Source organism: Variovorax paradoxus (assembly GCF_009755665.1).
GTDB lineage: Bacteria > Pseudomonadota > Gammaproteobacteria > Burkholderiales > Burkholderiaceae_C > Variovorax > Variovorax paradoxus_G.
The window spans coordinates 5,405,335-5,428,053 of sequence record NZ_CP046622.1; the positions used below are offsets into that span (position 1 = coordinate 5,405,335).

Annotated in this window: 11 protein-coding genes; 6 read left to right on the forward strand and 5 right to left on the reverse strand. The window is 65.2% G+C overall.

What is annotated here, in order from left to right; translation table 11 throughout:
• Positions 1-13: 13 nt before the first annotated feature.
• Together GOQ09_RS25295 and GOQ09_RS25300 are read right to left on the reverse strand one after the other, a co-directional pair.
• Positions 14-1,342 (reverse strand): MFS transporter, encoded by a 1,329-nt coding sequence (locus GOQ09_RS25295; RefSeq protein WP_157616392.1) that lies wholly within the window; start codon positions 1,340-1,342, stop codon positions 14-16.
• Positions 1,343-1,489: 147 nt separating this feature from the next.
• Positions 1,490-2,266 (reverse strand): FadR/GntR family transcriptional regulator, encoded by a 777-nt coding sequence (locus tag GOQ09_RS25300; RefSeq protein ID WP_157616393.1) that lies wholly within the window; start codon positions 2,264-2,266, stop codon positions 1,490-1,492.
• 281 nt (positions 2,267-2,547) lie between these two features.
• On the opposite strand from GOQ09_RS25300, the gene GOQ09_RS25305 reads away from it, so the two are divergent.
• The 4 genes from GOQ09_RS25305 (at position 2,548) to GOQ09_RS25320 (ending at position 15,532) form a co-directional block, all read left to right on the forward strand.
• Positions 2,548-12,642 (forward strand): hemagglutinin repeat-containing protein, encoded by a 10,095-nt coding sequence (locus GOQ09_RS25305; RefSeq protein ID WP_157616394.1) that lies wholly within the window; start codon positions 2,548-2,550, stop codon positions 12,640-12,642.
• Positions 12,639-12,890, forward strand: a complete 252-nt coding sequence (locus GOQ09_RS25310) for a hypothetical protein (RefSeq protein WP_126748597.1) — start codon at positions 12,639-12,641, stop codon at positions 12,888-12,890. The genes GOQ09_RS25305 and GOQ09_RS25310 overlap by 4 nt, the downstream gene beginning before the upstream one ends.
• 74 nt (positions 12,891-12,964) lie before the next feature.
• Positions 12,965-14,716 carry a ShlB/FhaC/HecB family hemolysin secretion/activation protein gene (locus GOQ09_RS25315; protein ID WP_157616847.1) on the forward strand — a complete coding sequence of 584 codons (1,752 nt, stop codon included), beginning with the start codon at positions 12,965-12,967 and terminating at the stop codon, positions 14,714-14,716.
• Positions 14,717-14,806: 90 nt separating this feature from the next.
• The gene (locus tag GOQ09_RS25320; RefSeq protein WP_157616395.1) at positions 14,807-15,532 is read left to right on the forward strand and encodes a hypothetical protein; all 726 of its coding nucleotides are present in this window, start codon (positions 14,807-14,809) and stop codon (positions 15,530-15,532) included.
• A gap of 15 nt (positions 15,533-15,547) precedes the next feature.
• Here the strand turns inward: GOQ09_RS25320 and mdeB are convergent, their stop codons facing one another.
• Entirely contained in the window at positions 15,548-18,208 is a 2,661-nt protein-coding gene (gene mdeB / locus GOQ09_RS25325) for an alpha-ketoglutarate dehydrogenase (RefSeq protein ID WP_157616396.1), read from the reverse strand.
• Between the two features lie 105 nt (positions 18,209-18,313).
• Here mdeB and GOQ09_RS25330 point away from each other — a divergent pair, with 105 nt between their 5' ends.
• Complete coding sequence (locus GOQ09_RS25330) at positions 18,314-18,778, forward strand: Lrp/AsnC family transcriptional regulator (RefSeq protein ID WP_126749627.1); 465 nt, start codon at positions 18,314-18,316, stop codon at positions 18,776-18,778.
• A 55-nt stretch (positions 18,779-18,833) separates the two neighbouring features.
• Here GOQ09_RS25330 and GOQ09_RS25335 read toward each other — a convergent pair whose 3' ends face one another.
• Positions 18,834-21,095 (reverse strand): PhoX family protein, encoded by a 2,262-nt coding sequence (locus GOQ09_RS25335; RefSeq protein ID WP_157616397.1) that lies wholly within the window; start codon positions 21,093-21,095, stop codon positions 18,834-18,836.
• A 130-nt stretch (positions 21,096-21,225) separates the two neighbouring features.
• Positions 21,226-22,374: a murein transglycosylase A gene (gene mltA, locus GOQ09_RS25340; RefSeq protein ID WP_157616398.1), complete on the reverse strand. Its 1,149-nt coding sequence runs from the start codon at positions 22,372-22,374 to the stop codon at positions 21,226-21,228.
• On the opposite strand from mltA, the gene GOQ09_RS26160 reads away from it, so the two are divergent.
• Positions 22,373-22,534 carry a hypothetical protein gene (locus tag GOQ09_RS26160; RefSeq protein WP_165442120.1) on the forward strand — a complete coding sequence of 54 codons (162 nt, stop codon included), beginning with the start codon at positions 22,373-22,375 and terminating at the stop codon, positions 22,532-22,534. The two genes, mltA and GOQ09_RS26160, sit on opposite strands and share 2 nt — an antisense overlap.
• Positions 22,535-22,719: the final 185 nt, after the last annotated feature.

Below are 22,719 nucleotides of genomic sequence, written 5' to 3' on the forward strand. Positions count from 1 at the left end.
GAGATTCTTTCGGTCAGCGATTGACGAGTTGCTTGGGCGTGAGCCACACGCCGATGGCACCGAGCACCAGCGCGCCGGCCAGCACGTACATGCCGATCTGCGTGCTGCCGGTGAGGTCTTTGAGGTAGCCGATGAGATAGGGGCTGACGAAGCCCGCGAGGTTGCCCACCGAATTGATGACCGCAATGCCCGCCGCCGCCGCGGTGCCCGAAAGAAAGGCCGTAGGCAGCGACCAGAACAGCGGCGCGCAGGTGAGAACGCCGGCTGCGGCAAGCGAAAGGAACGTGAGCGACACGACCGTATTCTGCGTGTACGAGGCCGCCACCGTGAAGCCGACGGCGCCCATCAGCGCGGGCACGATCAGGTGCCAGCGGCGCTCTTGCCGGCGGTCGGCGCTGCGGCCGAAAAGGTTCATCGCAACGATGGCGCAGATGAACGGAATGGCGCTCAACAGGCCGATGTGCAGGTTGCCCTTGACGCCCGTTGCCTTGACCAGCGTGGGCAGCCAGAAGGTCAGCGCGTATTGGCCCATGACGAAGGCGAAGTAGATCAGCGCCATCCACCACACCCGCGCATCGCGGAACATGGCGCCCACCGAGTGCGGCCCCTTGGCGCCATGCGCCTGGTCGCGCTCGACCTCGCGCTGCAGCAGGCGCTTTTCTTCGGGGTCGAGCCAGCGCGCATGCTGGATCCCGTTGTCCAGGTAGACCAGCACCATCACGCCGACGATCACGGCCGGAATCGCTTCGATGATGAACATCCACTGCCAGCCTTCCATCGAAGAGACGCCGTGGAAGGCATCCATGATCCAGCCCGAGAGCGGATTGCCGAAGATGCCCGCCACCGGAATGGCCGACATGAAGACCGCGATGATGCGCGCGCGCCGATGCGCCGGGTACCAGTGGGTGAGGTACAGGATCACGCCGGGGTAGAAGCCCGCCTCGGCCACGCCGAGCAGAAAACGCAGGATGTAGAAGCTGGTCGGTGTTTCCACGAACACGAAGCAGGCCGAGAGCAGGCCCCAGGTGATCATGATTCGCGCAATCCAGATGCGCGCCCCTACGCGGTTGAGCAGCAGGTTGCTCGGCACCTCGAAAAGGAAGTAGCCGAGAAAGAAGATGCCGGCGCCCAGCCCGAACACCGTTTCGCTGAAGCCCAGGTCTTGTCCCATCTGGAGCTTGGCAAAGCCCACGTTCACGCGGTCGAGATACGCGACCACGTAGCAGAGCATCAGAAAGGGAACGAGGCGCCAGAACACCTTGGTGTAGGCACGCTTCTCGAGCGCGACCTCGGCCGGCGTGTCCGCGGTGGCAGCCAGCGGCGCGTGGAGTGTTGAAGTCATTGGAGGAAGTCCGTTTGGATGATGAACCGGGTCTCGCTTGGGCGCTGCGTGCGGTGCGCCACCCTTATTTGTCAGGTCATCATACAAATCTGATGCAGGCGATTTGCTTCGGGTAAACCCGCAAGCTACACCTCGTTTCCTTTCCTTCTATTGGCCCGCGGGCCAGCCTTCGACCAGCGGCCGGGCGAGCTGCGCGCCCTCCTGCTGCCAGAAGGCAGGGTCGGCCTGCTCGATGCGGCGAATGGCGTTGTCCATGTGGGACTTGGCGGCTTCGCGGGCGCGCAGCGGGTCGCCGGCCTCAATGGCCTCGACGATCTGCGCATGCTCCTGCGCCACCTCGCGCGCAAAGTCGGCCCGGCGCGCCTCGTTGGCGCGCGTGACGCGCGTGGCCCCATGCAGGAACTGCCGCAGGTACTGCAGCGTGCCGATCAAAAAGGGGTTGCGCGCCGCCTCGGCAATGGCGCGATGAAAACGCACGTCTTCATCCGCACCGTTGCGCCCCGCCGCCACCGCGGCATGCAGCGCCTCGATGGCTTCGCGGATGCGTTCCACGTCTTCAGGCGTGCGCCGTTCGGCGGCGAGCGCGGCCACTTCGGCTTCGAGCGCACGGCGCAGTTCGACCATCTGGATCACCGCTTCGCGCGAGGCCACATGCGGCACCTCGAAGCGCAGCGGTTCCACGCCGGCCGCGCGCACATACACGCCGCTGCCCTGGCGCGAATCGAGCAGCCCCAGCGACTTGAGCCGCGAAACCGCCTCGCGCACCACCGTGCGGCTCACGCCGAACTGCTCGGCCAGTGCCGCCTCGGTCGGCAGACGGTCGCCTGCCGACAAGCGCCCGCTGCGCACCTCGGCCGCCAGCGCATCGGCCACCTGGTCAGCAAGGCGGACGGTGGGAGCGACGGATTGGAATCGTGCGGTCATGAAGGCGTAGGGCGGTGGGCTGCGACTCTAACGCAGGGCCCTGCGCTGGGCATCTAGAACTTAAGGGTTACACGCGATTGACGAGTGTTGTTCTGATGCTCGTAGCACGTGTGAAAAATCTGACGATTCCTCTGCCTATCTGCGCGGTTTCATTGGTTTTGACATTCATAACTCTTTGTAACGAGAAAATCCCACATACCGGCATCGGTGCCGGCGGGTAGCACGCCTTCCAAAGCGGCGTGCATTGCTGTCACGCAGAGAGACCAGGGAAGAAAAACGAGATGAACAAGAACCTCCACCGCATTGTGTTCAATGCGAAGCGCGGACTGCGCATGGTCGTGCAAGAAACGGCCAAGAGCACGGGCAAAGGCACTTCCAAGGCCACCACCGGTGCGAGCGCCGCCATTGCCGCAGGTGCGGCAGCACTGGCGCCCATGCTCGTGGGCGCAGCGCTCGCGGGCATGCTCTCGGCTTCACCCGCCCAAGCCCAGATCGTCGGCGCGCCCAACGTTCCCGCCAACCTCCGCCCCACGGTGATGGTCGCGCCCAACGGCGTGCCGCTCATCAACATCCAGACGCCCAGCGCGGCCGGTGTTTCGCGCAACGTGTACCAGCAGTTCAACGTGGCGCCCAACGGCGCCATCCTGAACAACAGCCGCACCAACGTGCAGAGCCAGCTCGGCGGGTTCGTTCAAGGCAATCCGTATCTCGCGACCGGCCCCGCACGCATCATCCTCAACGAAGTGAACGGCGGCAGCCCGAGCCAACTGCGCGGGTACATCGAAGTCGCGGGGCAGCGTGCCGAAGTGATCATCGCCAACCCGGCGGGCATCAGCGTCAACGGCGGCGGCTTCATCAATGCATCGCGCGCCACGCTGACCACGGGCACGCCGCAGTTCAACGCCATTGGCGGCCTGGACAGCTTTCTGGTGCGCGGCGGCACCATCACCATCGACGGGGCCGGCCTGGACGCGAGCAAGACGGACTACGCCGCGATCCTCGCGCGTGCGGTCGAGGCCAATGCCGGCATCTGGGCCAGCGAGCTGAAGGTGGTGACGGGTGCGAACACCGTGAGCGCCGACCACAACCAGATCACGCCGACCAGCGGCACCGGCACAGCACCCACCTTTGCGCTGGACGTGGCCGCACTCGGCGGCATGTACGCAGGCAAGATCACGCTCATCGGCACCGAGGCTGGGCTGGGCGTGCGCAACGCCGGCACGATCCAGGCCGCACCGGGCGCCACCGCGCTGATGGGTGCGGGCCAATTAGTCGTCACCAGCGCCGGGCGCCTGGAGAACATCGGAACCATGCAGGCCACCGCCGACGCAAACCTGGCGGCAACGGGCATGGCCAACAGCGGCCGCGTAGTCAGCGGCGGCAACCTCAAGATCACGACGCAGGGCGAGCTGGCGAATGCGCTGAACGGCACGGGCGGCACCTTAGAAGGCGCGCGGCTGGAGCTCGCCAGCACGGCGGGCGACATCGACAACCGCGGCGGCACCATCCGCCAGACCAGCAGCACGGGCTTGGCGCTGAGCGCGCCCGCTTTGAGCAACACCAGCGGCGGCGTCATCGGCGCGGAGCCCGTGGCGGCTGCGCCGTCCACGCCCGACACCGGAACCGGCGGCGGCACGGGCACAGGAACTGGCACAGGCGGCACCACCAGCCCCACCCCGCCCACCGCAGGCACTGGCGCGGAGACCGGCTCCGGCGGCACCATCACGCCCGCCCCGTACGTGCCACCGTCGCCGGGTGCGATCACCGCCACCGGCACGCTCCGCAACGACGGCGGCAAGATCTACGCCGGCGGGCCCATCAGCCTGCAAAGCGCGAACATCAACAACAACGGCGGCACCCTGAGCGTCGCCAGCATGGCCGTGAGCCAGCCGACCTTCGACAACCACGGCGGCACGCTGAATGTCAGCAACAGCTTCAGCGCGAATGTCGATCGCTTCGACAACACTGGCGGCACGCTGAAGGCGGGCAGCCTGAACATCACCACGACCGGCGACCTGGTCAACGTCGACGGCAAGCTGACCAGCGCCACCGACGCCACGCTCACGGTGGGCGGCCAGGCCGACAACACGCGCGGAACGATCTCGGCAACGGGCGCGCTGACGGCCAATGTGGCGGGCGCGGTGAACAACACCGGCGGCACGCTGGTGGCGAACCAAGGCGTCGCGCTCGGCGCGGGCAGCCTGGACAGCACGCAGGGCAGCATCCAGTCGACGCAGGCTGCAGTGCAGCTGGGGGTGACTAACCAACTGACCAATGGCAGCAGCGGCACGATCGGGGCGGCCACCGACCTGAAGGTGCAGGCGGGTTCACTCGTCAACTCCAATGGCGCCAGCCTGCGCGGCGCGAACGATGTGAGTGTCGCGGTCGGCGGGGCGATGACCAACGACGGCAGCGTCACGGCCGGACGGCACACGTCGGTCGCCGTCGGCAGCCTGCAAAGCGGCACCACCGGCGTGCTCGGCGCGGGCATCCAGAGCGACGGCAAGCTTGGCGCGGCGGGTGACCTGGTCGTGACCACGAGCGGCGCCCTGGTCGCCAATGGCACCAACCTGGCGGCCGGCAATGCCATGCTGCAGGGCGCGAGTGTCGATCTCTCGGCCAGCCAGACCAGCGCGGTGAACATTGCGGTCACGGCCATGCAGGGCAATGTGGTTACCAGCAGCCAAGCCAAGATCGTGACGCCCGGCACGTTGCGCATCACCGCCAACGCGCAGCCCGGCCAGACGCTGGTCAACGATGCGGGCACGCTCAATGCCGGCCAGCTGGACCTGAACGTTTCGAACATTGCCAACACGAACGGTGGCGAGATCGTGCAGACCGGCACCGCGGCGACCGGCATCGCCGTCTCGGGCACCTTGAACAACGACGGCGGACGCATCGCCAGCAATGGACAGGACCTGAGCCTCAGTGGTGACAGCATCATCAACACCGGCGGCAAGATTGAGCATGCCGGCGCCGGCACGCTGAGCATTGCGGGCGGCAGCTACAGCAGCACCGATGGCCAGATCACAGGCAACGGCGCATTGGCCGTCGCCATGTCAGGCGCCTTCAACCAGAACGGCACCAAGGCCGCGATCAGCGCCAAGCAAATCACCATCGACGCCGGCTCATTCGGCAACCGCACTAGCGCCCAGATCGTGCAGACCGGCACCGACGCGACGCGCATCACGGTAGTGGGCGCGTTGGACAACAGCGGCGGCACGCTGGCCAGCAACGGCAACACAAACATCGCAGCCGGCAGCTTGACGAACCAGGCCGGCACCCTCCGTGCGGCCGGGACTTCCGACCTCGCCCTGACCGTGGGCGGCCTGCTCGACAACAGCAACAAGGGCGCGATCGGTGCGGGTGGCAACACCACCGTGGTGGCTGGCAGCCTGAACAACGACAAGCTCGGCAGCATCACTGCTGTAGGGAGCTTGAACATCAAGGTGGATGCTGCCGCAACCAACGTCGGCGGCACGCTGGCGGCCAACGGCAACACCACGCTGGAAGCCGGGACGCTGGACAACAGCGGCGGCGGAGTAGTTGCCGCAGTGAATGGCAATCTGGGCGTTGAGACCCAAGGCGCAACGACGAACAACGGCGGCACCTTGCAGGCCGGCGCCGCGACCACGCTGGTCAACAGCGGGCTGAGCAATGTCGGCGGCAAGGTCTTCGGCGACAGCCTGTCGGTCGACACGCAAGGCAATGCACTGGACAACAGCAAGAAGGGCACGCTGGCGGCGACCACCACCGTGGGTGTGAACTCGGGTGCGCTGAACAACGATACGGGCCTGATCCAGTCCGGTGGCGCGATGACCATTCACACGGATGGCCACGTGCTCAGCAACACCAATGCAGCAGGCTATACCTCGGGCCAAGGCGGCATTGCCAGCGGCGACACGCTGACCCTGACCGCAGGGAAGGTCATCAACACGGGCGGCTTCATTGGCGCGAAGAACGCACTGGCCGCCAACACGCAGGCCTTTTCCAACACGGGCGAAGGCCAGGTGCTCGGGCAGTCTACGGTCACGCTCGACACCCACGGTGCCGAATACGACAACACCGGTGGCGAGACGCTGGCGGTGGGCAATCTCAACATCTACGCGGGCACACTGACCAATACCACAGGCCTGATCCGCTCGGCGGCCACCACGACGCTCAGTGCCGCGAACCTCGTCAACAGCGACACCCGGGGGACCGAGCAAGGCATCGAAGGCCAGAACGTCGATATCGCCGCACAGTCCATCCTCAACAACTCCGGCGCGATCCGCGCCGACCAGAACACCACACTGAGCAGCAGCGGGAACATCGACAACAGCGCCGGCCTGGTCTCCGCCGGCAAGGTGCTCACCGTCAAGGACCCCAGCACAGCCAAGACCTTGTCGGTGCTCAACACCGGCGGCACCCTGGTCGGCGGCGAGAACGTTGTCCTCGATGCGGGCTCGGTCAGCTGGGACGGCAAGCTGCTGTCGCTCCAGGACATGACGCTGACGGTCACCCGCGACATCGCCTTTGCCGCAGGCAGCGAGACCGTCGCAAACCGCAACCTGACGATTTCGACGACCGGTGACATCACCAACAGCGGCAAGCTGGCCGCCGGCAACGATCTGACGCTCTCGGCGAGGGACATCGACAACAAAGCCACCGGCGACATCCAGGGCAAGACCACCACGCTGAATGCCAGCGGCACGCTGACCAATCGCGGCGTGATCGACGGCGGCACCACCCGCATCAACGCCGGCACGCTGGACAACCTGGGCACCGGCCGCATCTATGGCGACTGGGTCGCGATCGGTGCCGGCACGCTCAACAACAGCGCCGAGACGATTAGCGGCGTGGCCTCGGCCGGCACCATCGCGGCGCGCACCCGCCTGGACATCGGCGCCGGCACCATCAACAACAGCAATGGCGCCCTGATCCTCAGCGCCGGCAACCTCTACATCGGCGGCAAGCTGGTGGACGGCAAGGCCAACGGTGTAGACAGCGGCGCGGGCAGCGAACTGAACAACCACGCCGCGACCATCGAGGCGGTGCAGGACATGGACATCAAGACGAATGTCCTGAACAACACCAATGGCGGCGTGACCTGGACGACGCAGACCAGCTCCGACGGCAAGCAGCACACGGAATACGCACTGCCCGGCAGCGCGACGCGCTACGACGCCAGCCAGCTGGTCTTTGTGAGTGTGGGCGGGCCCAACTTCGACTTCGCGCACATGAACGGGGTTCTGTGGCCCAGCTTCGTCAGCTACGCCGCAGGTCCTGTGGCCGGTCCGTTCGCGGGCATCCTGGTGCCGTCCGCCAACTATCCGCTGTCCCGCTACAGGGCTTATTACACGAACGCGCCGCGCAACAGCAGCGACCTGCATGGCACCCGGCAGGTGAACATCGATCAGACCGAGTCCTATACGGAGCCGGGTGCCTGGTACTCCCGCTCCGATCCGATCTGGGCCACCTTCGGTGTGACGCCGCCGGGCACGGACACGCCGACTGACTCAACTCAAGCCCAGGCTTACCTGGATGCCCACGAGCGCCTCGACGCCGCGACCGAAGCCTTCATTCGCGACATCTACGAGAACTACGCGCGCTCCTATTACGCCTGGGTCTACACCGAATCGACCACCACCCCGGTGCTGCAGACCTCCGCGCCCGCCCGGATCATCGCCGGCGGCAAGATGGACATTGCCGTGGGCAGCGGCACCAACGAGATGAGCCAGATCCTGGCCAACAAGGCGCTCAACGTCACAGGCGGCACCATCACCAACAAGAATGTGGAGGTCTCTGGGGCGAAGACCCGCACAGGCTGGCAGCACTTCCAGGCGGGTGTGGGGGATCCCACGCAAGTCACCCCCTACAACACCAGCGATCCCATCACCGTGACCCTGGCTGCGGCGCGACAGGAGGGCAACGTGACGGTGGTGGGCAGCGGCGGATCCACCGGCACGCTCGCGCCTGGCCACACCAATCAGGGCGTGGCCAGCGCCAGCGGCGTTAATGCCGGCGGCCCCACGGGTGTCACGGGTGGCAGCGGTACTGCGGTAAATGCGCCGGGCGCAGGCTCTGGCGGTGCGGCAGGTCCTATCGTCCACCCGATCATCGAGGTGAACCTGGCGTCCAGTTCCGGGACCACCCAGGTCGTGCGCACCACCTTGCCAGGCCTGACCGTGCCCACCGCCAGCCTGTTCCGCACGCATGCGGAAGCCTCGAGCCGCTACCTGATCGAGACCGATCCGCGTTTTGCGAACCAGCGCAACTGGCTCAGCAGCGACTACCTGCTGAACAACCTGGGCCAAGACCCCGACAACACCCTCAAGCGGCTGGGCGACGGCTTTTACGAGCAGCGCCTGATCCGCGAGCAGGTGGCGCAACTGACGGGCTACCGCTATCTGGACGGCTACGAGAGCGATGAAGCGCAGTACACCGCGCTGATGGATGCAGGGCTTACCTTTGCGCGCCAGTACGGCCTGCGGCCCGGTATCGCGCTCAGCGACGCCCAGATGGCACAGCTGACCAGCGACATCGTCTGGCTGGTGGAGCAGACCGTCACGCTGCCGGACGGCAGCACCCAGCGCGTGTTGGTGCCGCAGGTCTACGTGCGCGTGAAGAACGGCGACATCGACGGCTCGGGCGCCTTGCTGGCCGGCAAGGAGGTCAACATCAAGCTCGATGGCGACCTCGTCAACAGCGGCACGGTCGCCGGACGCAACACGGTCAGCATCACGGCGGAAAACATCCAGAACCTGAACGGCCGCATCTCCGGCGGCAGCCTCGACCTCAAGGCCCGGACCGACCTGAACAACATCGGCGGCACGATCGATGCGGCCAGCCAACTCAAGATCGAGGCCGGCCGCGACATCAACGTGCGCACCACGACCAGCACCAGTGCGCTGGCGCTGGACTTCGCGCCCGGGGCCGCGAGCCTGCGCGGTGCCACCATCGTCGACCGGGTGGCGGGGCTCTACGTGACCGGCTCCAAGGGCGTGCTGGTGGCTTCGGCCGGGCGCGACGTCAACCTGATCGGCGCCCTTGTCGCCAACAGCGGCAAGGAAGGCACGACCGAGATCGGCGCCGGCCGCGACATCAACCTGGGCACCGTCACCACCGCCAGGCACGACACCACGGTCCGGGACGCCGGCAACTACCGCGCGGAAAGCAGCACGCGGGAAGTCGGCACCCGCATCGAGACCAGCGGCGACATTACCCTGAGTGCTGGGCGGGATGTCAACGTGCGCGCGGCTACCATCAACAGCGCCGAAGGCGCGCTTGAGGTCGCTGCCACACGCGATATCACCATCAATGCCGGCCAGTCGACCTCGGTGCTCAACGCCGGACGCCGCACTGAGGAGAGCGGCTTCTGGGGCAGCGACCGCAGCATGGAACAGGGCACATATGGATCGACCGGCGTCATCGGCAGCAGCCTGGGCGGCAAGACGGTGATGCTGGATGCCGGCAACGACATCCGCATCCGCGGCTCGAACGTGGTGAGCGACCAGGGCACCGAGCTCCGGGCGGGCAACAACATCACCATCGAAGCTGCGACGCAGACGCGTGACAGCCAGTACGTTCGCGAGGAATCGAACAGCGGCATGTTCGATGCGAACTCGGGCTGGACCTGGGGCCACCAGGATATGCGCAGTACCAGCAAGACCGGCGAGAGCACGGCCGTGGGCAGCACTGTCGGGGCGATCTCGGGAAATGTCATGATTACCGCCGGCAACCGCTACAGCCAGGTGGGCAGCGATGTGATCGCGCCGGGCGGCGACATCGACATCCAGGCGCGCGACGTGGAGATCGTCGAGGCGCGCGAGACGAGCCGCAGCGAAAGCACGCAGAGCTTCTCTCAGGGCGGCATCACGCTGGGCATCAAGGCACCGTTGATCGATATGCTGCGGAACCTGGAGGAGACCACTCAGGCGATGGGTGACACCAAGGATGACCGCATGCAGGCGCTGGGCGCGGCGAGCATGGCACTCAGTGGCTATTCCGCATACCAGGACATTGCACAACAGGCAGTGACCCAAAGCAAGGGCGGCACCGGAGTGGTCAGCATGGGGGCGACCCTTACCCTCGGTAGCAGTTCGAGCGAGTCCACGCGCACTGAGAGCAGCGACAGCTCGGCCAGTTCGCGGGTGCAGGCGGGCGGCAATGTGACCATTACCGCCACTGGCGGCGGGCGTGACTCCAACATCCTCATACGCGGCAGCGAAATCGATGCGGGCAAGAACGTCAACCTCTCGGCGGAAAACAACATCACCCTCGAGGCGGCTGCGAACACCCGCGAGCAGAGCTCCACCAGCCACAGCAGCAATGCCAGCATCGGTGTGGGCTTCACCTTCGGGCAAAGCAACGGTCTGACGATCGAGATGGCCGCTGGGAGCCAGAGCGGACGCGACAACGGCACCGATGGCGCATGGACGAACACCACCGTCAGTGCGGGCCAACAGGTCAACATCTCCAGCGGCGGCGACACCACCGTCCGGGGCGCCACGGTTTCCGGAAGCCGGATTAATGCCGACGTGGGAGGCAACCTACACATCGAGACTCTGCAGGACACCAGCACGTACCACAGCCAGAACAGTGGGGGCGGCTTCAACGCCACCATCTGCGCTTGGTATTGCACCGGCGACAGCAGCGTGAGCGTCTATGCCCACAACATGCAAGGGGACGGCAATTTTGCGAGTGCGACGCAGCAAAGTGGCTTCCTGGCGGGGAACGGCGGCTTCGGCGTCAATGTGGCGGGCAACACCAATCTCGTGGGCGGTGTGATCAGCAGCACCGATGCCGCCGTAATTGCAGGCAGGAACAGCTTCACGACAGGCAGTCTGACGATGACCGATCTGGTCAACCACGACACGTTCCAAGGCAGCGGGTACAGCGTCAGCTTCAGCACCAGCACCTCGGGATCGAGTTCGGGCAGCGCCGGCATCGGCAGCAATGATGTCAATCAGTCGAGCCTCACGCAAAGCGGAATCTCGGGCATTGCAGGCAACGCGGCGGTGCGCACCGGAGTCGACGGCACCAACGCGCTGCAAAGGACCAATCGCGAGCGTGCCATGAGAGATGTTCAAGGGCAAGTCCTGATCACAGCGCAATTCGGATCACAGGCGTCAAGTGCATGGGGTCAGTATGCGAACGAACGCTTGCGGAATGCCACAACCGATGAGGAGCGGGCATGCTGGGGGAGCAACGGCACATGCCGCGCGTCCGGGCACATGGTGATTGGCGGGCTGACAGGTGGTGCCGGGGGCGCCATTGGCGCGGTTGCGAGTACGCAGGTCGCCTCTTACGTTGACCAGACCGTCAGAGCGTTGGGGCTCACTGGCGCTGCACATGATTCAGTGGTGGCGGGGCTGACCATGGCCATCGGTGGTGCACTAGGTGGTACATCAGGAGCCGCTGGGGCATTGAACGAGGTCACGAACAACTATCTGACGCGCACTCAATGGGAAGCGCTCGCGGAAGACATCAAGCGATGCCAAGCACGGAAGTGTACGCAGGAGGAGCAACAGGTCATACGAAACAGCTATCAGGATCTCAGCAATCAACAGAACGTGGCGTTGGCCAACTGTGCGAAAACTGGGAACTGCGTCACCCTGCGGGACGATGTGATTAATGGAACGCAGGCGATGATCGATCTGGCGGACGCAGGGAAACTGCCAATTGGCGCCGGAACTGGCAATGATCTGGGACAGTACGCGGGGCAGCGGCTGGCGAACGATCCCGCTTATCGAGAGACAGTGAGGCACTCAATCGACGTGCTGAACAATTGCAAGGCCAATCCTCAGCAATGTACGCAACAGGCGATCACCGCTGCCGCGTTGATTGTGGCTCCGCTGCTAGGACCCGCTGGCGTTTCGTTGACTTGGGAAGGACTTGCCGTAGGCGGAACAATCGGGGCAGCAGCAAACGTGGGCGGACAGTTATATGGAAATGGCGGGAGTTTTAGTCAGCTCAATCCGCGGGATGTCGGGATGGCGTTCTATACGGGGGCGTTAACTTATGGGGCGGGATTCATGTCGTCGATGTTTGTTAACACAGGAGGCGCGCTCGTCGGGTCGGGGATGAACACAATCTATATGAATCAAGCGCCTTCCGCTTCCGGAGGTAGCCTCTTGGGGGCCGCACTGGGAACAACGCTTGGTTATCCAGTCGGCGCTGTCACGCAGAACGGATTGAATGGTTATTTCAATCCATGGTACCGGCCAATGTGGCAAGACCTAGGTTACACCATGCAGAGTTGGCTGCAGCCTAGTGTTGTGCCCGGGATGAGTGGCGCCGGCGTTGGCAGCTTCTTGCAGGAGTTGGCCAATGCGGGAGTCAATAACCCAAATGTTCCACAAGGTACAGGCAACCCAACTAGAGGTGGAAGATGAACACATCGCGAAGTCTAGGCTTGAGAATGCTTGGAGTTCTGTTTTTGACCTTCCTCTTCATGTTTGGCGTCGGCTTTTCCTTGGCTGCTTTGCTTGCCATGCCCTTGATTCGCTGGGCAATCCATGGGGTACTCTATTTTCCGGTCAGTCCATCTGAGCTTTACCGTCTGCTCCTTGTCGTCCTCGGCGTTTCTGTTGTTGCAACGGTCGTCACGTGGTTGGCCGGAAAGTACAAAGGGCGTTGGTGAAATTGCTCAGACACTGCGCGCGACGGTGTAGATAAAAACATCAGGGAGAGAAATTGAAAACGAACTCGCTTGCCATGTTGGCCGGCGTGCTGTTGGGCGGTCCACTATTGGCCACGGCCCAGATTTCCAGCACCCCCCAGCCCTTCGTTGAACAGCAACGCCAGCAGGAACGCGAACGCGCGCTGCGCGAGCAGAACGAGCGCACCATCGACCAGCGCCCGCAGGCGGCGCCGCCTGCACCGGTGGCACGCATTCCCGAATCCGAAGCCCCGTGCTTTCGCATCGACCGCGTGCTGCTGGTCGGCGAGCAGGCCGAATTGTTCCAATGGGCTGTTTCTGATCTTTCGGGTCCTGAAGGCAACGATTCTCCCCTTGGCCGGTGCTTGGGCACCGCAGGCGTGAACGTGGTGCTCGCCCGCGCCCAGCAGGCGGCCATCGCGCGCGGCTTTGTCACCACCCGGGTGCTGGCCGCGCCGCAGGATCTCTCCACCGGCACCTTGACCCTGTCGCTGGTGCCCGGGCGCATCGCGGCCATCCGCCTGACGCCGGATTCTTCCTCGACGCTGCTGGGCAGCGGCGCCTTGCTGGGTTCGGCCATTCCCGCCCGGCCGGGCGCTCTCTTGAACCTGCGCGACATCGAGCAGGGGCTGGAGAACCTGAAGCGCGCCCCCACGGCCGAGGCCGACATCCAGATCGAGCCCTCGACGGCACCCAACGCCCGGCCGGGCGACAGCGACCTGGTGGTCAAGTACGTGCAGGCCAAGAAGTGGCGCGTGGCCCTGAGCCTGGACGACAGCGGCACCAAGGCCACGGGCCGCTACCAGGCCGGCGCCACGGTGTCGGTGGACAACCCCTTCGGGCTGAACGACCTGTTCTACCTGAGCGCCAACCACAGCATCAACAGCCACTTTCTCTCGGAGCCGAGCTACGGCACCGAGGGCCAGACGGTGCACTATTCGCTGCCGTACGGTTACTGGATGCTCGGGTTCACGGCCTCGAACAGCCAGTACCACCAGAGCGTGGCGGGGCTGAACCAGGACTATGTCTACGCGGGCAAGACCAACAACGCCGAAGTCAAGCTCTCGCGCCTGCTGTACCGCGACCAGAGCCGCAAGACCACGCTGGCGCTCAAGGGCTTCCGGCGCGAGTCGCGCAACTTCGTGGACGACACCGAGGTCGATGTGCAGCACCGGGTGGTGGGTGGCTGGGAGCTCGGCCTGAACCACAAGGAGTTCATCGGCGAGGCCACGCTGGAAGGAACGCTGGCGCTCAAGCACGGCACGGGCGGCTTTGGCGCCCGGACCTCGCCGCAGGAGATCTACCACCGCAACCACCCTGACGAGCCGCTGGAAGGCACTTCGCGCATGAAGCTGTACACGGCCGAGGTGAGCCTGAATGCGCCGTTCAAACTCGGGGCGCAGAAGCTGCGCTATTCGGGGCTGATCCGCGCGCAGTGGAACCGCACGCCGCTGATGCCGCAGGACCGGTTCGCCATCGGCGGGCGCTACACGGTGCGCGGCTTCGATGGCGAGACGAGCCTGATGGGGGAGCGGGGCTGGCTGATCCGCAACGACATCGGGTGGGCGATCCCCACGGGGTCAGGCCAGAGCGGGGCGGAACTGTATGTCGGCGCCGACTACGGGCATGTGGGCGGGCGCTCGACGGTGGATGGGCTGGGGCGCAGCCTCGCGGGCGCGGTCATTGGCGTGCGGGGGCAGTGGAGCAAGCTGAGCTATGACTTCTTCATGGGGGCGCCGATCCGCAAGCCCGAGGGGTATCGCACGGCCAGGACCACGTTTGGGTTCAATCTCAACGCAAGTTTTTGACAGACGTTGGACCGCTGCGCGCCGAGCAGCAGCCTGAGATCAACTGAGTCCGCCTTAAAAATTCCAAAATTTCAAATGAGAGGGAGCGCCATGAAACGCATCATCACCGTCTGCACCATTGCAGTCATGCTCGTTGCTTGCGCCGGTCGGCCCAAGCAAGCGGCCAATGAAGAGCCAGAGCCGCTGTCACATCCCCGGGTCGAGATCGTCTACAACGCCAAGTCCGAACTAGCTGTTCTGGATACCGGCGCGACGCCGACAGTCGGGCTCGGCGGTTTGCTCGGGCCTGTGGGAGTGCTGGTGGCGATTGGCGCTGACGTTGCCAATCGCAGCAACTCCATGGACCAGGTCGCGAGCCGCAGCAAACGTTTTCAGCAGGCGATAGAAGAAAGCCAGGGCGAGCTGACGCTTCATCGGGAATACGCTGAACGCCTGGCTGAAGCCATGCGCGCAACAGGCCGAGAAGTCAAGCTCACGCCAAGTAATCGCGCCACAGGCGCTGCGCGAAAAATGGAACTCGCCGGCCTGACGGCGACGCCGGGCTACGAGGTGATGCTGCTGCGCATCACCGCCGGCTACGGAGCGCCCAGCTTGACCGCGGACTTCCGGCCAATCATTTCGGTGGAGTACGCACTGCGCGACGACAAGCTCCAGCCCATCACGTGGAACTCCGTCACGTCAAACCGGGGCGGACCCACCTACTTTGCCTATGACACCTTGCTCAAAGAAAACAAGGCAGCATACGAAGGCGTGCGCCAGGAGCTGTTCGCCACCGTCGGGCGGGTGATGAACAACGACTTTCCAAAACAGGAATAGCGGCGGTCGCTCCGCTCACCCCAACGCATACCGCGCCGCCCGCGCAATGCTCCCCGCATCCACCCCAAAGAACTCCCGCAGCGCTGCACGCGTATCGCTGCGGCCGAACCCATCCGTTCCCAGCGTGAGATAGCGGCGGCCTTCGGGCAAGAAGGCGCGCACGCTCTCGGGCACGGCACGCACGTAGTCAGTGGCGGCGATGATCGGGCCTTTGCTCGCACTGAGCTGCTGCGCGATGAATGGCAAACCGGCATCTTTCTCACCCGCAATCGCGCGCTGCTCGCAAGCCAGGCCGTCACGCGCAAGTTCACTCCAGCTCGTCACGCTGAACACCCCGGCCTCGATGCCTTCATCGGCCAGCAGCTGCGCCGCCTTGATGACCTCGGTGAGGATGGCGCCCGAGCCCATGAGCGTGACGACCTTCTTCGTTTTCGCCTTGCCTGAAGTCGGCGCGTACACGCCAAAGCGATAGCAGCCGCGCAGGATGTCCGCCTCCGCCCCCTCGGGCACATCAGGCTGCGCGTAGTTCTCGTTCATGAGCGTGACGTAATAGAACACGTCCTTCTGCTCGACCATCATTTCGCGGATGCCCGCATCGACGATGACGGCCATTTCGCCCGCATAGGCGGGGTCGTAGGCCTTGCAATTGGGGATGGTCGCGGCCACCAGGTGGCTGCTGCCGTCCTGGTGCTGCAGGCCTTCGCCGCCGAGGGTGGTGCGGCCCGATGTGGCGCCCAGCAAGAAGCCGCGTGCGCGCTGGTCGGCCGCGGCCCAGATGGCGTCGCCCACGCGCTGGAAGCCGAACATCGAGTAGTAGATGTAGAAGGGCAGCATGGCCAGGCCGTGCACGCTGTAGCTGGTGGCGGCTGCCGTCCAGCTGGCAATGGCGCCGGCTTCGCTGATGCCTTCTTCCAGAATCTGGCCGTCGATGGCTTCGCGATAACTCAGCACGGAGCCGATGTCTTCCGGTGCATAGCGCTGGCCCACGCTCGAATAGATGCCGACCTGCTTGAACAGGTTGGCCATGCCGAAGGTGCGCGCCTCGTCGGCCACGATGGGCACGATGCGCGGGCCGAGCGCCTTGTCCTTCATGAGGTTGCCCAGCATGCGCACGAAGGCCATGGTGGTGCTCATTTCCTTGCCGGCCGCCGCTGTCGCGAATTGCGCGTAGCTTGCGATGTCGGGCTTGGGCACCACGTCGCACGCGGTCTCGCGGCGGGGCATGGCGCCGCCGAGCGCAGCGCGGTGGCTGCGCAGGTACTGCATCTCGGCGCTGTCTTCGGGCGGGCGGTAGAAGTCCATCGCTATGGCCTGCGCGTCGGTGAGCGGCAGGTTGAAGCGATCGCGAAACTCGATGAGATCGACGTCGCCCATCTTCTTGTGCGAGTGCGTGGTCATCTTGCCCTGCGCGGCGCTGCCCATGCCGTAGCCCTTCTTGGTGTGGGCGAGGATCACGGTCGGTTGACCCTTGTGTGCGGCCGCGGCGGCATAGGCGGCGTATATCTTTACGAGGTCATGGCCGCCGCGCTTCAAGCGGTCGATCTGCTCATCGGTCATGCCTTCTGCAAGTCGAGCAAGCTCGGGGTTCTGGCCGAAGAAGTTGTCGCGGTTGAAGCGACCGTCCTTGGCCGCAAAGGTCTGCATCTGGCCGTCGACGGTGTTGGCGAACACGCGCGCCAGCGCGCCGCTCACGTCCTGCGCGAAGAGGCCGTCCCAGTCGCTGCCCCACACGAGCTTGACGACGTTCCAGCCCGCGCCGGCAAAGAGCTTTTCAAGCTCGTCGATGATGCGGCCGTTGCCGCGAACCGGGCCGTCCAGGCGCTGCAGGTTGCAGTTGACGACCCACACGAGGTTGTCGAGCTTCTCGCGCGCGGCAAGCGTCAGCGCGCTCATCGATTCGGGCTCGTCCATTTCGCCGTCGCCGAACACGCCCCACACTTTGCGGCCCTCGCAGTCGAGCAGGTTGCGGTGCGTGAGGTAGCGCATGAAGCGCGCGTGGTAAATCGAGCTGATCGGGCCGATGCCCATCGAGCCGGTCGGAAACTGCCAGAAATCCGGCATCAGGTAGGGGTGCGGATAACTGCTTAGGCCGCGTGCGCCGCTGCCTTGGGTGAAGGCGGGCGCGGTCAGTTCCTGGCGATAGTGCTTCAGGTCTTCTTCGCTGAGGCGGCCTTCGAGGTAAGCGCGTGCGTAAACGCCGGGTGCGCTGTGCGGCTGAAAGAACACCAGGTCGCCTCGATGATTTTCATCGCGCGCGTGAAAGAAGTGGTTGAAGCCGGTCTCGAACAAATCGGCCGCGCTGGCATAGCTGGCAATATGGCCTCCCAGTTCGCCATACGCCTGGTTGGCCTTCGCCACCATCGCAAGCGCGTTCCAACGCATGAGCGAAGCCAGGCGCTCCTCGACGGCCAGGTCGCCAGGAAACGGCGGCTGGTCTTCCACCGCAATGGTGTTGACGTAGGGCGTCGCGAGTTCGGGCTGCCATCCGATGCGTTGCTGCCGCGCAAGCCGGGCGAGCTCCACCAGCATCTGCCGCGCACGCTGAGGACCATGCGTGTGCGCCAGCGCCAGGAAGGCGTCGCGCCATTCGGCGGTCTCGGCAGGATCGGGGTCGTGCGAGAGCGGCGTGTCGAGCAGCAGCGCGCGCATCTGGTCGGATGAAATCGGGGCGTTCATGCCGGCACTTTAGGCCGCAGCGGAAAGAATTAGCTACCGGCTTGGGCATACCCATGGCAGCAGCGCAGCATAAAATTCCTGAAAACCAACCGAACGCCGCATATCGTGCAACTCGACACCATTGACCTTCGCATCCTCGACGAGCTTCAACGCGACGGCGGGCTGTCGAACGTGGAGCTTGCGCGCCGCGTTCAGCTGTCGCCTTCGCCGTGCCTCGCGCGCGTGAAGGCGCTGGAGGCCGGCGGCGTGATCGACCGCTATGTGGCGCTCGCGAACGCAAAGGCGCTGGGCCTCGGGCTCAACGTGTTCATCTCGATCAGCCTCACCACGCAAAGCAAGCAGTCGCTCGCCGACTTCGAGCAACGCATTGCCGAGCACGACGAAGTGATGGAGTGCTACCTGATGACGGGCGACAGCGACTACCTGATCCGCATCGCGGTGGCGGACATGGCGGCGCTGGAGAAATTCATCCTGGAACAGCTCACGCCGATTCCAGGCATCGAGAAAATCCGCTCGAGCTTTGCGCTCAAGCAGGTGCGATACAAAACGGCGTTGCCGTTGCCTCGCTAGTTCGCTGGGCTCCCCCGGGTTGCGTGCAACCCGGGGGAGCGACCGGCGCAACCGATCAGAGTCCGATCAGGCCGCCGTCGTCCTTGGTGATGACGACCGTGGCCGAGCGCGGGCGGGCCGTGCCGCCTTCTGGCCAGTGGCTGCCGAACTTGGTCGGGTCGCTGATGTTCGCCGCAGCGGTGGTTTCACCCGGGTGCTGGATGTTGACGAACAGCGCGCGTCCGTCGCCCGATTCGGCGATGCCGGTGATCTCGCAGTCCTTCGGGCCGACCAGGAAGCGGCGCAGGCCGTCGGCACCGGGCGCCTTGCCGATGAAGGTAGCCTGCGTCGCGCTGGTGGCGCCGTCAACGTTGGTGATCGTCTTCGCCGCGCCGTCTCCCACCTGGCCCGGCAGCGCCGCCAGCATCATGCAGTTGGTCACGTCGGTGTACTTGCCGTCGTCGGTCTGCAGCCACAGCAGGCCGGCGGTCGCATGGCTGAACCACATGCCGTCGGGGCTGGAGAAGTCGTTGTCTGCAACCAGGTTGGACAGGTTGACGTCGGCCGATGCCGTCGAGCGCGCACCGAAGAGATAAACGTCCCACGTGAAGCTGACGGCTGCGGGGTCAGCGCCGGCGTCGGCAAAACGAACGATGTGGCCGTTCGGGTTGCCCTTCTGCGCCGTCTGGGCCACGCCTTTGGGGTCGTTGTAGTAGCGTGGGTTGGCGGCATCGGTCGTGCTGATGGTGCGCGCGGCGTTGTTGGTGAGGGTGAGGTACACGTCGCCGTTCTTCGGATTGACGGCGGTCCACTCGGGGCGGTCCATCTTGGTCGCGCCGGCCACGTCGGCCGCAAGGCGCGCGTTGATCACCACGTCGGCCGCATCGGCGAAGGGGTACGCGGCGTTGCCGGAGGTGATGCCGTTCACGCCGAGCGAAAGCTCCAGCCAGTTGCCCGTGCCGTCGGCGTTGAAGCGCGCGACGTAGAGCTTGCCGTCGTCCATGTACTTGTCGCCGGCCGCCATGCCGCCGCCGATGTCGGCCGCATCCCAGGCCTTGGTGGAGACGAACTTGTAGAGGTATTCGTTCTGCGAGTCGTCGCCCATGTACCAGACCAGCGGCTTGCCGACCACGACCGGGCCCAGGCATGCGCCTTCGTGGCCGAAGCGGCCGAGCGCGGTGCGCTTCTTGGGCGTGCTGGCGGGGTTGAAGGGGTCGATCTCGACCACCCAGCCGTAGGTGTTGGCGGCGTTGCGGAAATCGTCGGTCGCGGTGGCGCCGGTCACCTGGGTGTTCCAGCGGCCGTAGATGTCGTCGGCCGTGTCCGGCGTGACGGTGGCCCACAGTTCGCGGCCGGTGCTCGACACACCGTAGCGGCCGAACGAGGTGATTTCCTTGGCGGTGCGGCTGGGGTTGTCGGTGGCCGGAATGCGGCGGAAGTAGCCGGCCCAGTTCTCTTCGCAGGTGAGGTACGTGCCCCACGGCGTGGTGCCATTGGCGCAGTTGTTGAGCGTGCCGCGGGTCTTGCTGCCGTCAGTCGAGTACTTGGTCTTCAGGTAGTCGGTCTTGGCGGCCGGTCCCGAGAACGTCATTTCGGTGAGCGTGTGAACACGGCGGTTGAAGAGCGAGTCCTGCTTGTAGCTCCAGCTGGTGCCGCTCTTGTTGACTTCGACCACGCTCACGCCGTGCAGGTAGAACTCGCGCAGCACTTCATCTGCCACGGTGCGAACCGCTGCATTGCCGGTGCCGGTAATGGTCTGGCCGGTGGGGTGCAGGAACAGCGGCGTGATGGCTTCGTGGTTCATCACGAGCAGGCCGCGCGCCGCGTTGGCGGGGTCCCACTTGTTCGAGCCGTCCATGCCGAAGAAGGTCATGCCGTCGTGGTGATCGCCGGCACGTCGGTCGTAGGTGGCCGGATCGTCCGTGCCATCGTTCTTGTAGGCAGCCACGCCGTTCGCAATCGGGTCACCCAGGCGGTAAAGCACGCTGGCGGTGTAGCCCGCGGGCACGCTCACGACGTCGTCCAGGCTCTTGGCCACGGCATTGAAGTTGAGCTTGAGCGGTGCAGGCGCCGGTGCCGGCGGCGCGGGTGCAGGCGGCGGAGGTGCGGGAGCCGGTGCAGGAGGCAGCACGGGGAAGCCGATGCCCCCACCGCCGCCACCACCACCGCCGCATGCCTGCAGCAACGCGGTGCCGGCCGTGCCGACGCCCAGGCCGAACAGGTGACGGCGGCTCAGGCGCGACGCGATCAGGTCGCTGAAAGAGGGATTCGAGGTGGGGTTGGTGCCGATGTCGTCGAGATCGATCGAAGGATCGTCGCTGCGGGAGTTTGCGGTCATGCGCAATGTCTTTCGTGGGTTGAACAAGAAATCAACCCGCAAAGGTAGTCAGTTCGCATGACACGAGCGTGAAACGCTCAGCCTCCGGTCAGCCGCGCTGACTCGCCCTCCGACCGGCAGCTGACGCCAGTCAGGGCGCCGGCATTTGCCTCGGCCACAGCGCCCACAGGCGCAGCGGCTGGTTCATGCTGGCAGCCAGCCGGCCGGCATCGGCACCGGTGCCGGCAAAGTAGTCGGCACGCACGGCGCCGACGATGGCGCTGCCGGTGTCCTGCGCAACCACGAGCTTCTGCAGCTGCGCGGCAGGGCCGCTCGAGGCGAGCCACACCGGCGTGCCGTACGGAATGCTTTCGCGGTCGACCGCGATGGAGCGCCCGGCCGTGAGCGGCACGCCCTGCGCGCCGCGCGGGCCGAACGAAGCGTCCAACTCGCTCATCGTCTCTTCGCGGAAAAACACATAGCGCGGATTGCTCCACAGCAATTGCGACACCCGCTGCGGGTTCTGCGCAGCCCATGCCTTGGTGTCGTCAGGCCATTTGCCGACCTTGGCCACGCCCTGCGCAATGAGCCATTGCTGCACGCTCTTGTAGGGCTGCTCGTTGGTGGCCGAGAACGCCACGCGCACGGTGCGCTGCACGCCGTTGGCTTCGGTAAGGCGAAGGCGCCCCGAGCCCTGGATGTGCAGCATGAGCGCGTCGATGGGGTCGGCCATCCATGCGATCTCGCGGCCGCGCAGCGCCGCCTGGGCCTCGGGCAGCGTTTCGATCTCTTGCCGGGTGTACCAGGGGCGGCGCGGCACCAGGCCGTCCGGCGCCTGGTAGATCGGAACGTTGAAGGCCGCGGTGGGCACGCGCGAGGCTTCGTACACCGGCTCGTAGTAGCTCGTGAGCTTGCCTTCGCTCAAGCCCGCGAGCGACTCGACCCGGTAGGGCTGCAGCCGGTCGGTCATCCACTGGCGCTGCTCTTCGGGCGTGGCAATGGCCAGCTGGCGCACGTCGCGGCACAGCGGCGCAAAGGCGGCATTGGGGCGCGCGCAGTTGGCAAGCAGCGCAATCCAGGCTTCGTGCAGCGGATCGTCGCTGAAGCCCGGAAGCTCCGACCAGCCGACGGGGACCCATCGGCTCTTGGGGTGCGCCAGCGAGCCGGTCAGGGGCCCGAGGTCGCGCGGGGGTGTCACGGTGGGGCGTGCCGGGGGTTCCGGCGCGCGCGGGCTGAGCGAGCAGCCCGCCATCGTTGCTACGATCGCGAGCCCTACCAGCCACTGGAGTCCATTTCTCATGGGTTTGATTTTGCTTGAAGCCCTCGGGGCCGGGCTCGTGCTCATATTGATCGTCTGGTGGACCATGTTTTCCGGTCGAAATAAAGGTGAACTGCACGACGAGGACGAGGCCGCCGATGACAACGGATCGTCCAAGAAGGACAGCCCTCCCGACGCGTGAATTTCTCGCGTAGCCCCACACCGCAGGGAAATGTCGGAGAAGAGGCCATTCGCTATTACTTTAGTAGCAATCATCGCAGCATTCATCGGACATGGCGAAAGGTTTTCCTGTTTTCCGCGGATCGGTAAGGCCGTACCATCGCATGCTTGCCGAAGCTAAGCTGTGGCCCGCCTGATTCATCCTTG

Coding starts and splice junctions, on each gene's coding strand:
- GOQ09_RS25295 (WP_157616392.1), bottom strand. CDS start 1,342: ATGACTTCAACACTCCACGCGCCGCTGGCTGCCACCGCGGACACGCCG.
- GOQ09_RS25300 (WP_157616393.1), bottom strand. CDS start 2,266: ATGACCGCACGATTCCAATCCGTCGCTCCCACCGTCCGCCTTGCTGAC.
- GOQ09_RS25305 (WP_157616394.1), top strand. CDS start 2,548: ATGAACAAGAACCTCCACCGCATTGTGTTCAATGCGAAGCGCGGACTG.
- GOQ09_RS25310 (WP_126748597.1), top strand. CDS start 12,639: ATGAACACATCGCGAAGTCTAGGCTTGAGAATGCTTGGAGTTCTGTTT.
- GOQ09_RS25315 (WP_157616847.1), top strand. CDS start 12,965: ATGTTGGCCGGCGTGCTGTTGGGCGGTCCACTATTGGCCACGGCCCAG.
- GOQ09_RS25320 (WP_157616395.1), top strand. CDS start 14,807: ATGAAACGCATCATCACCGTCTGCACCATTGCAGTCATGCTCGTTGCT.
- mdeB (WP_157616396.1), bottom strand. CDS start 18,208: ATGAACGCCCCGATTTCATCCGACCAGATGCGCGCGCTGCTGCTCGAC.
- GOQ09_RS25335 (WP_157616397.1), bottom strand. CDS start 21,095: ATGACCGCAAACTCCCGCAGCGACGATCCTTCGATCGATCTCGACGAC.
- GOQ09_RS26160 (WP_165442120.1), top strand. CDS start 22,373: ATGGGTTTGATTTTGCTTGAAGCCCTCGGGGCCGGGCTCGTGCTCATA.
- mltA (WP_157616398.1), bottom strand. CDS start 22,374: ATGAGAAATGGACTCCAGTGGCTGGTAGGGCTCGCGATCGTAGCAACG.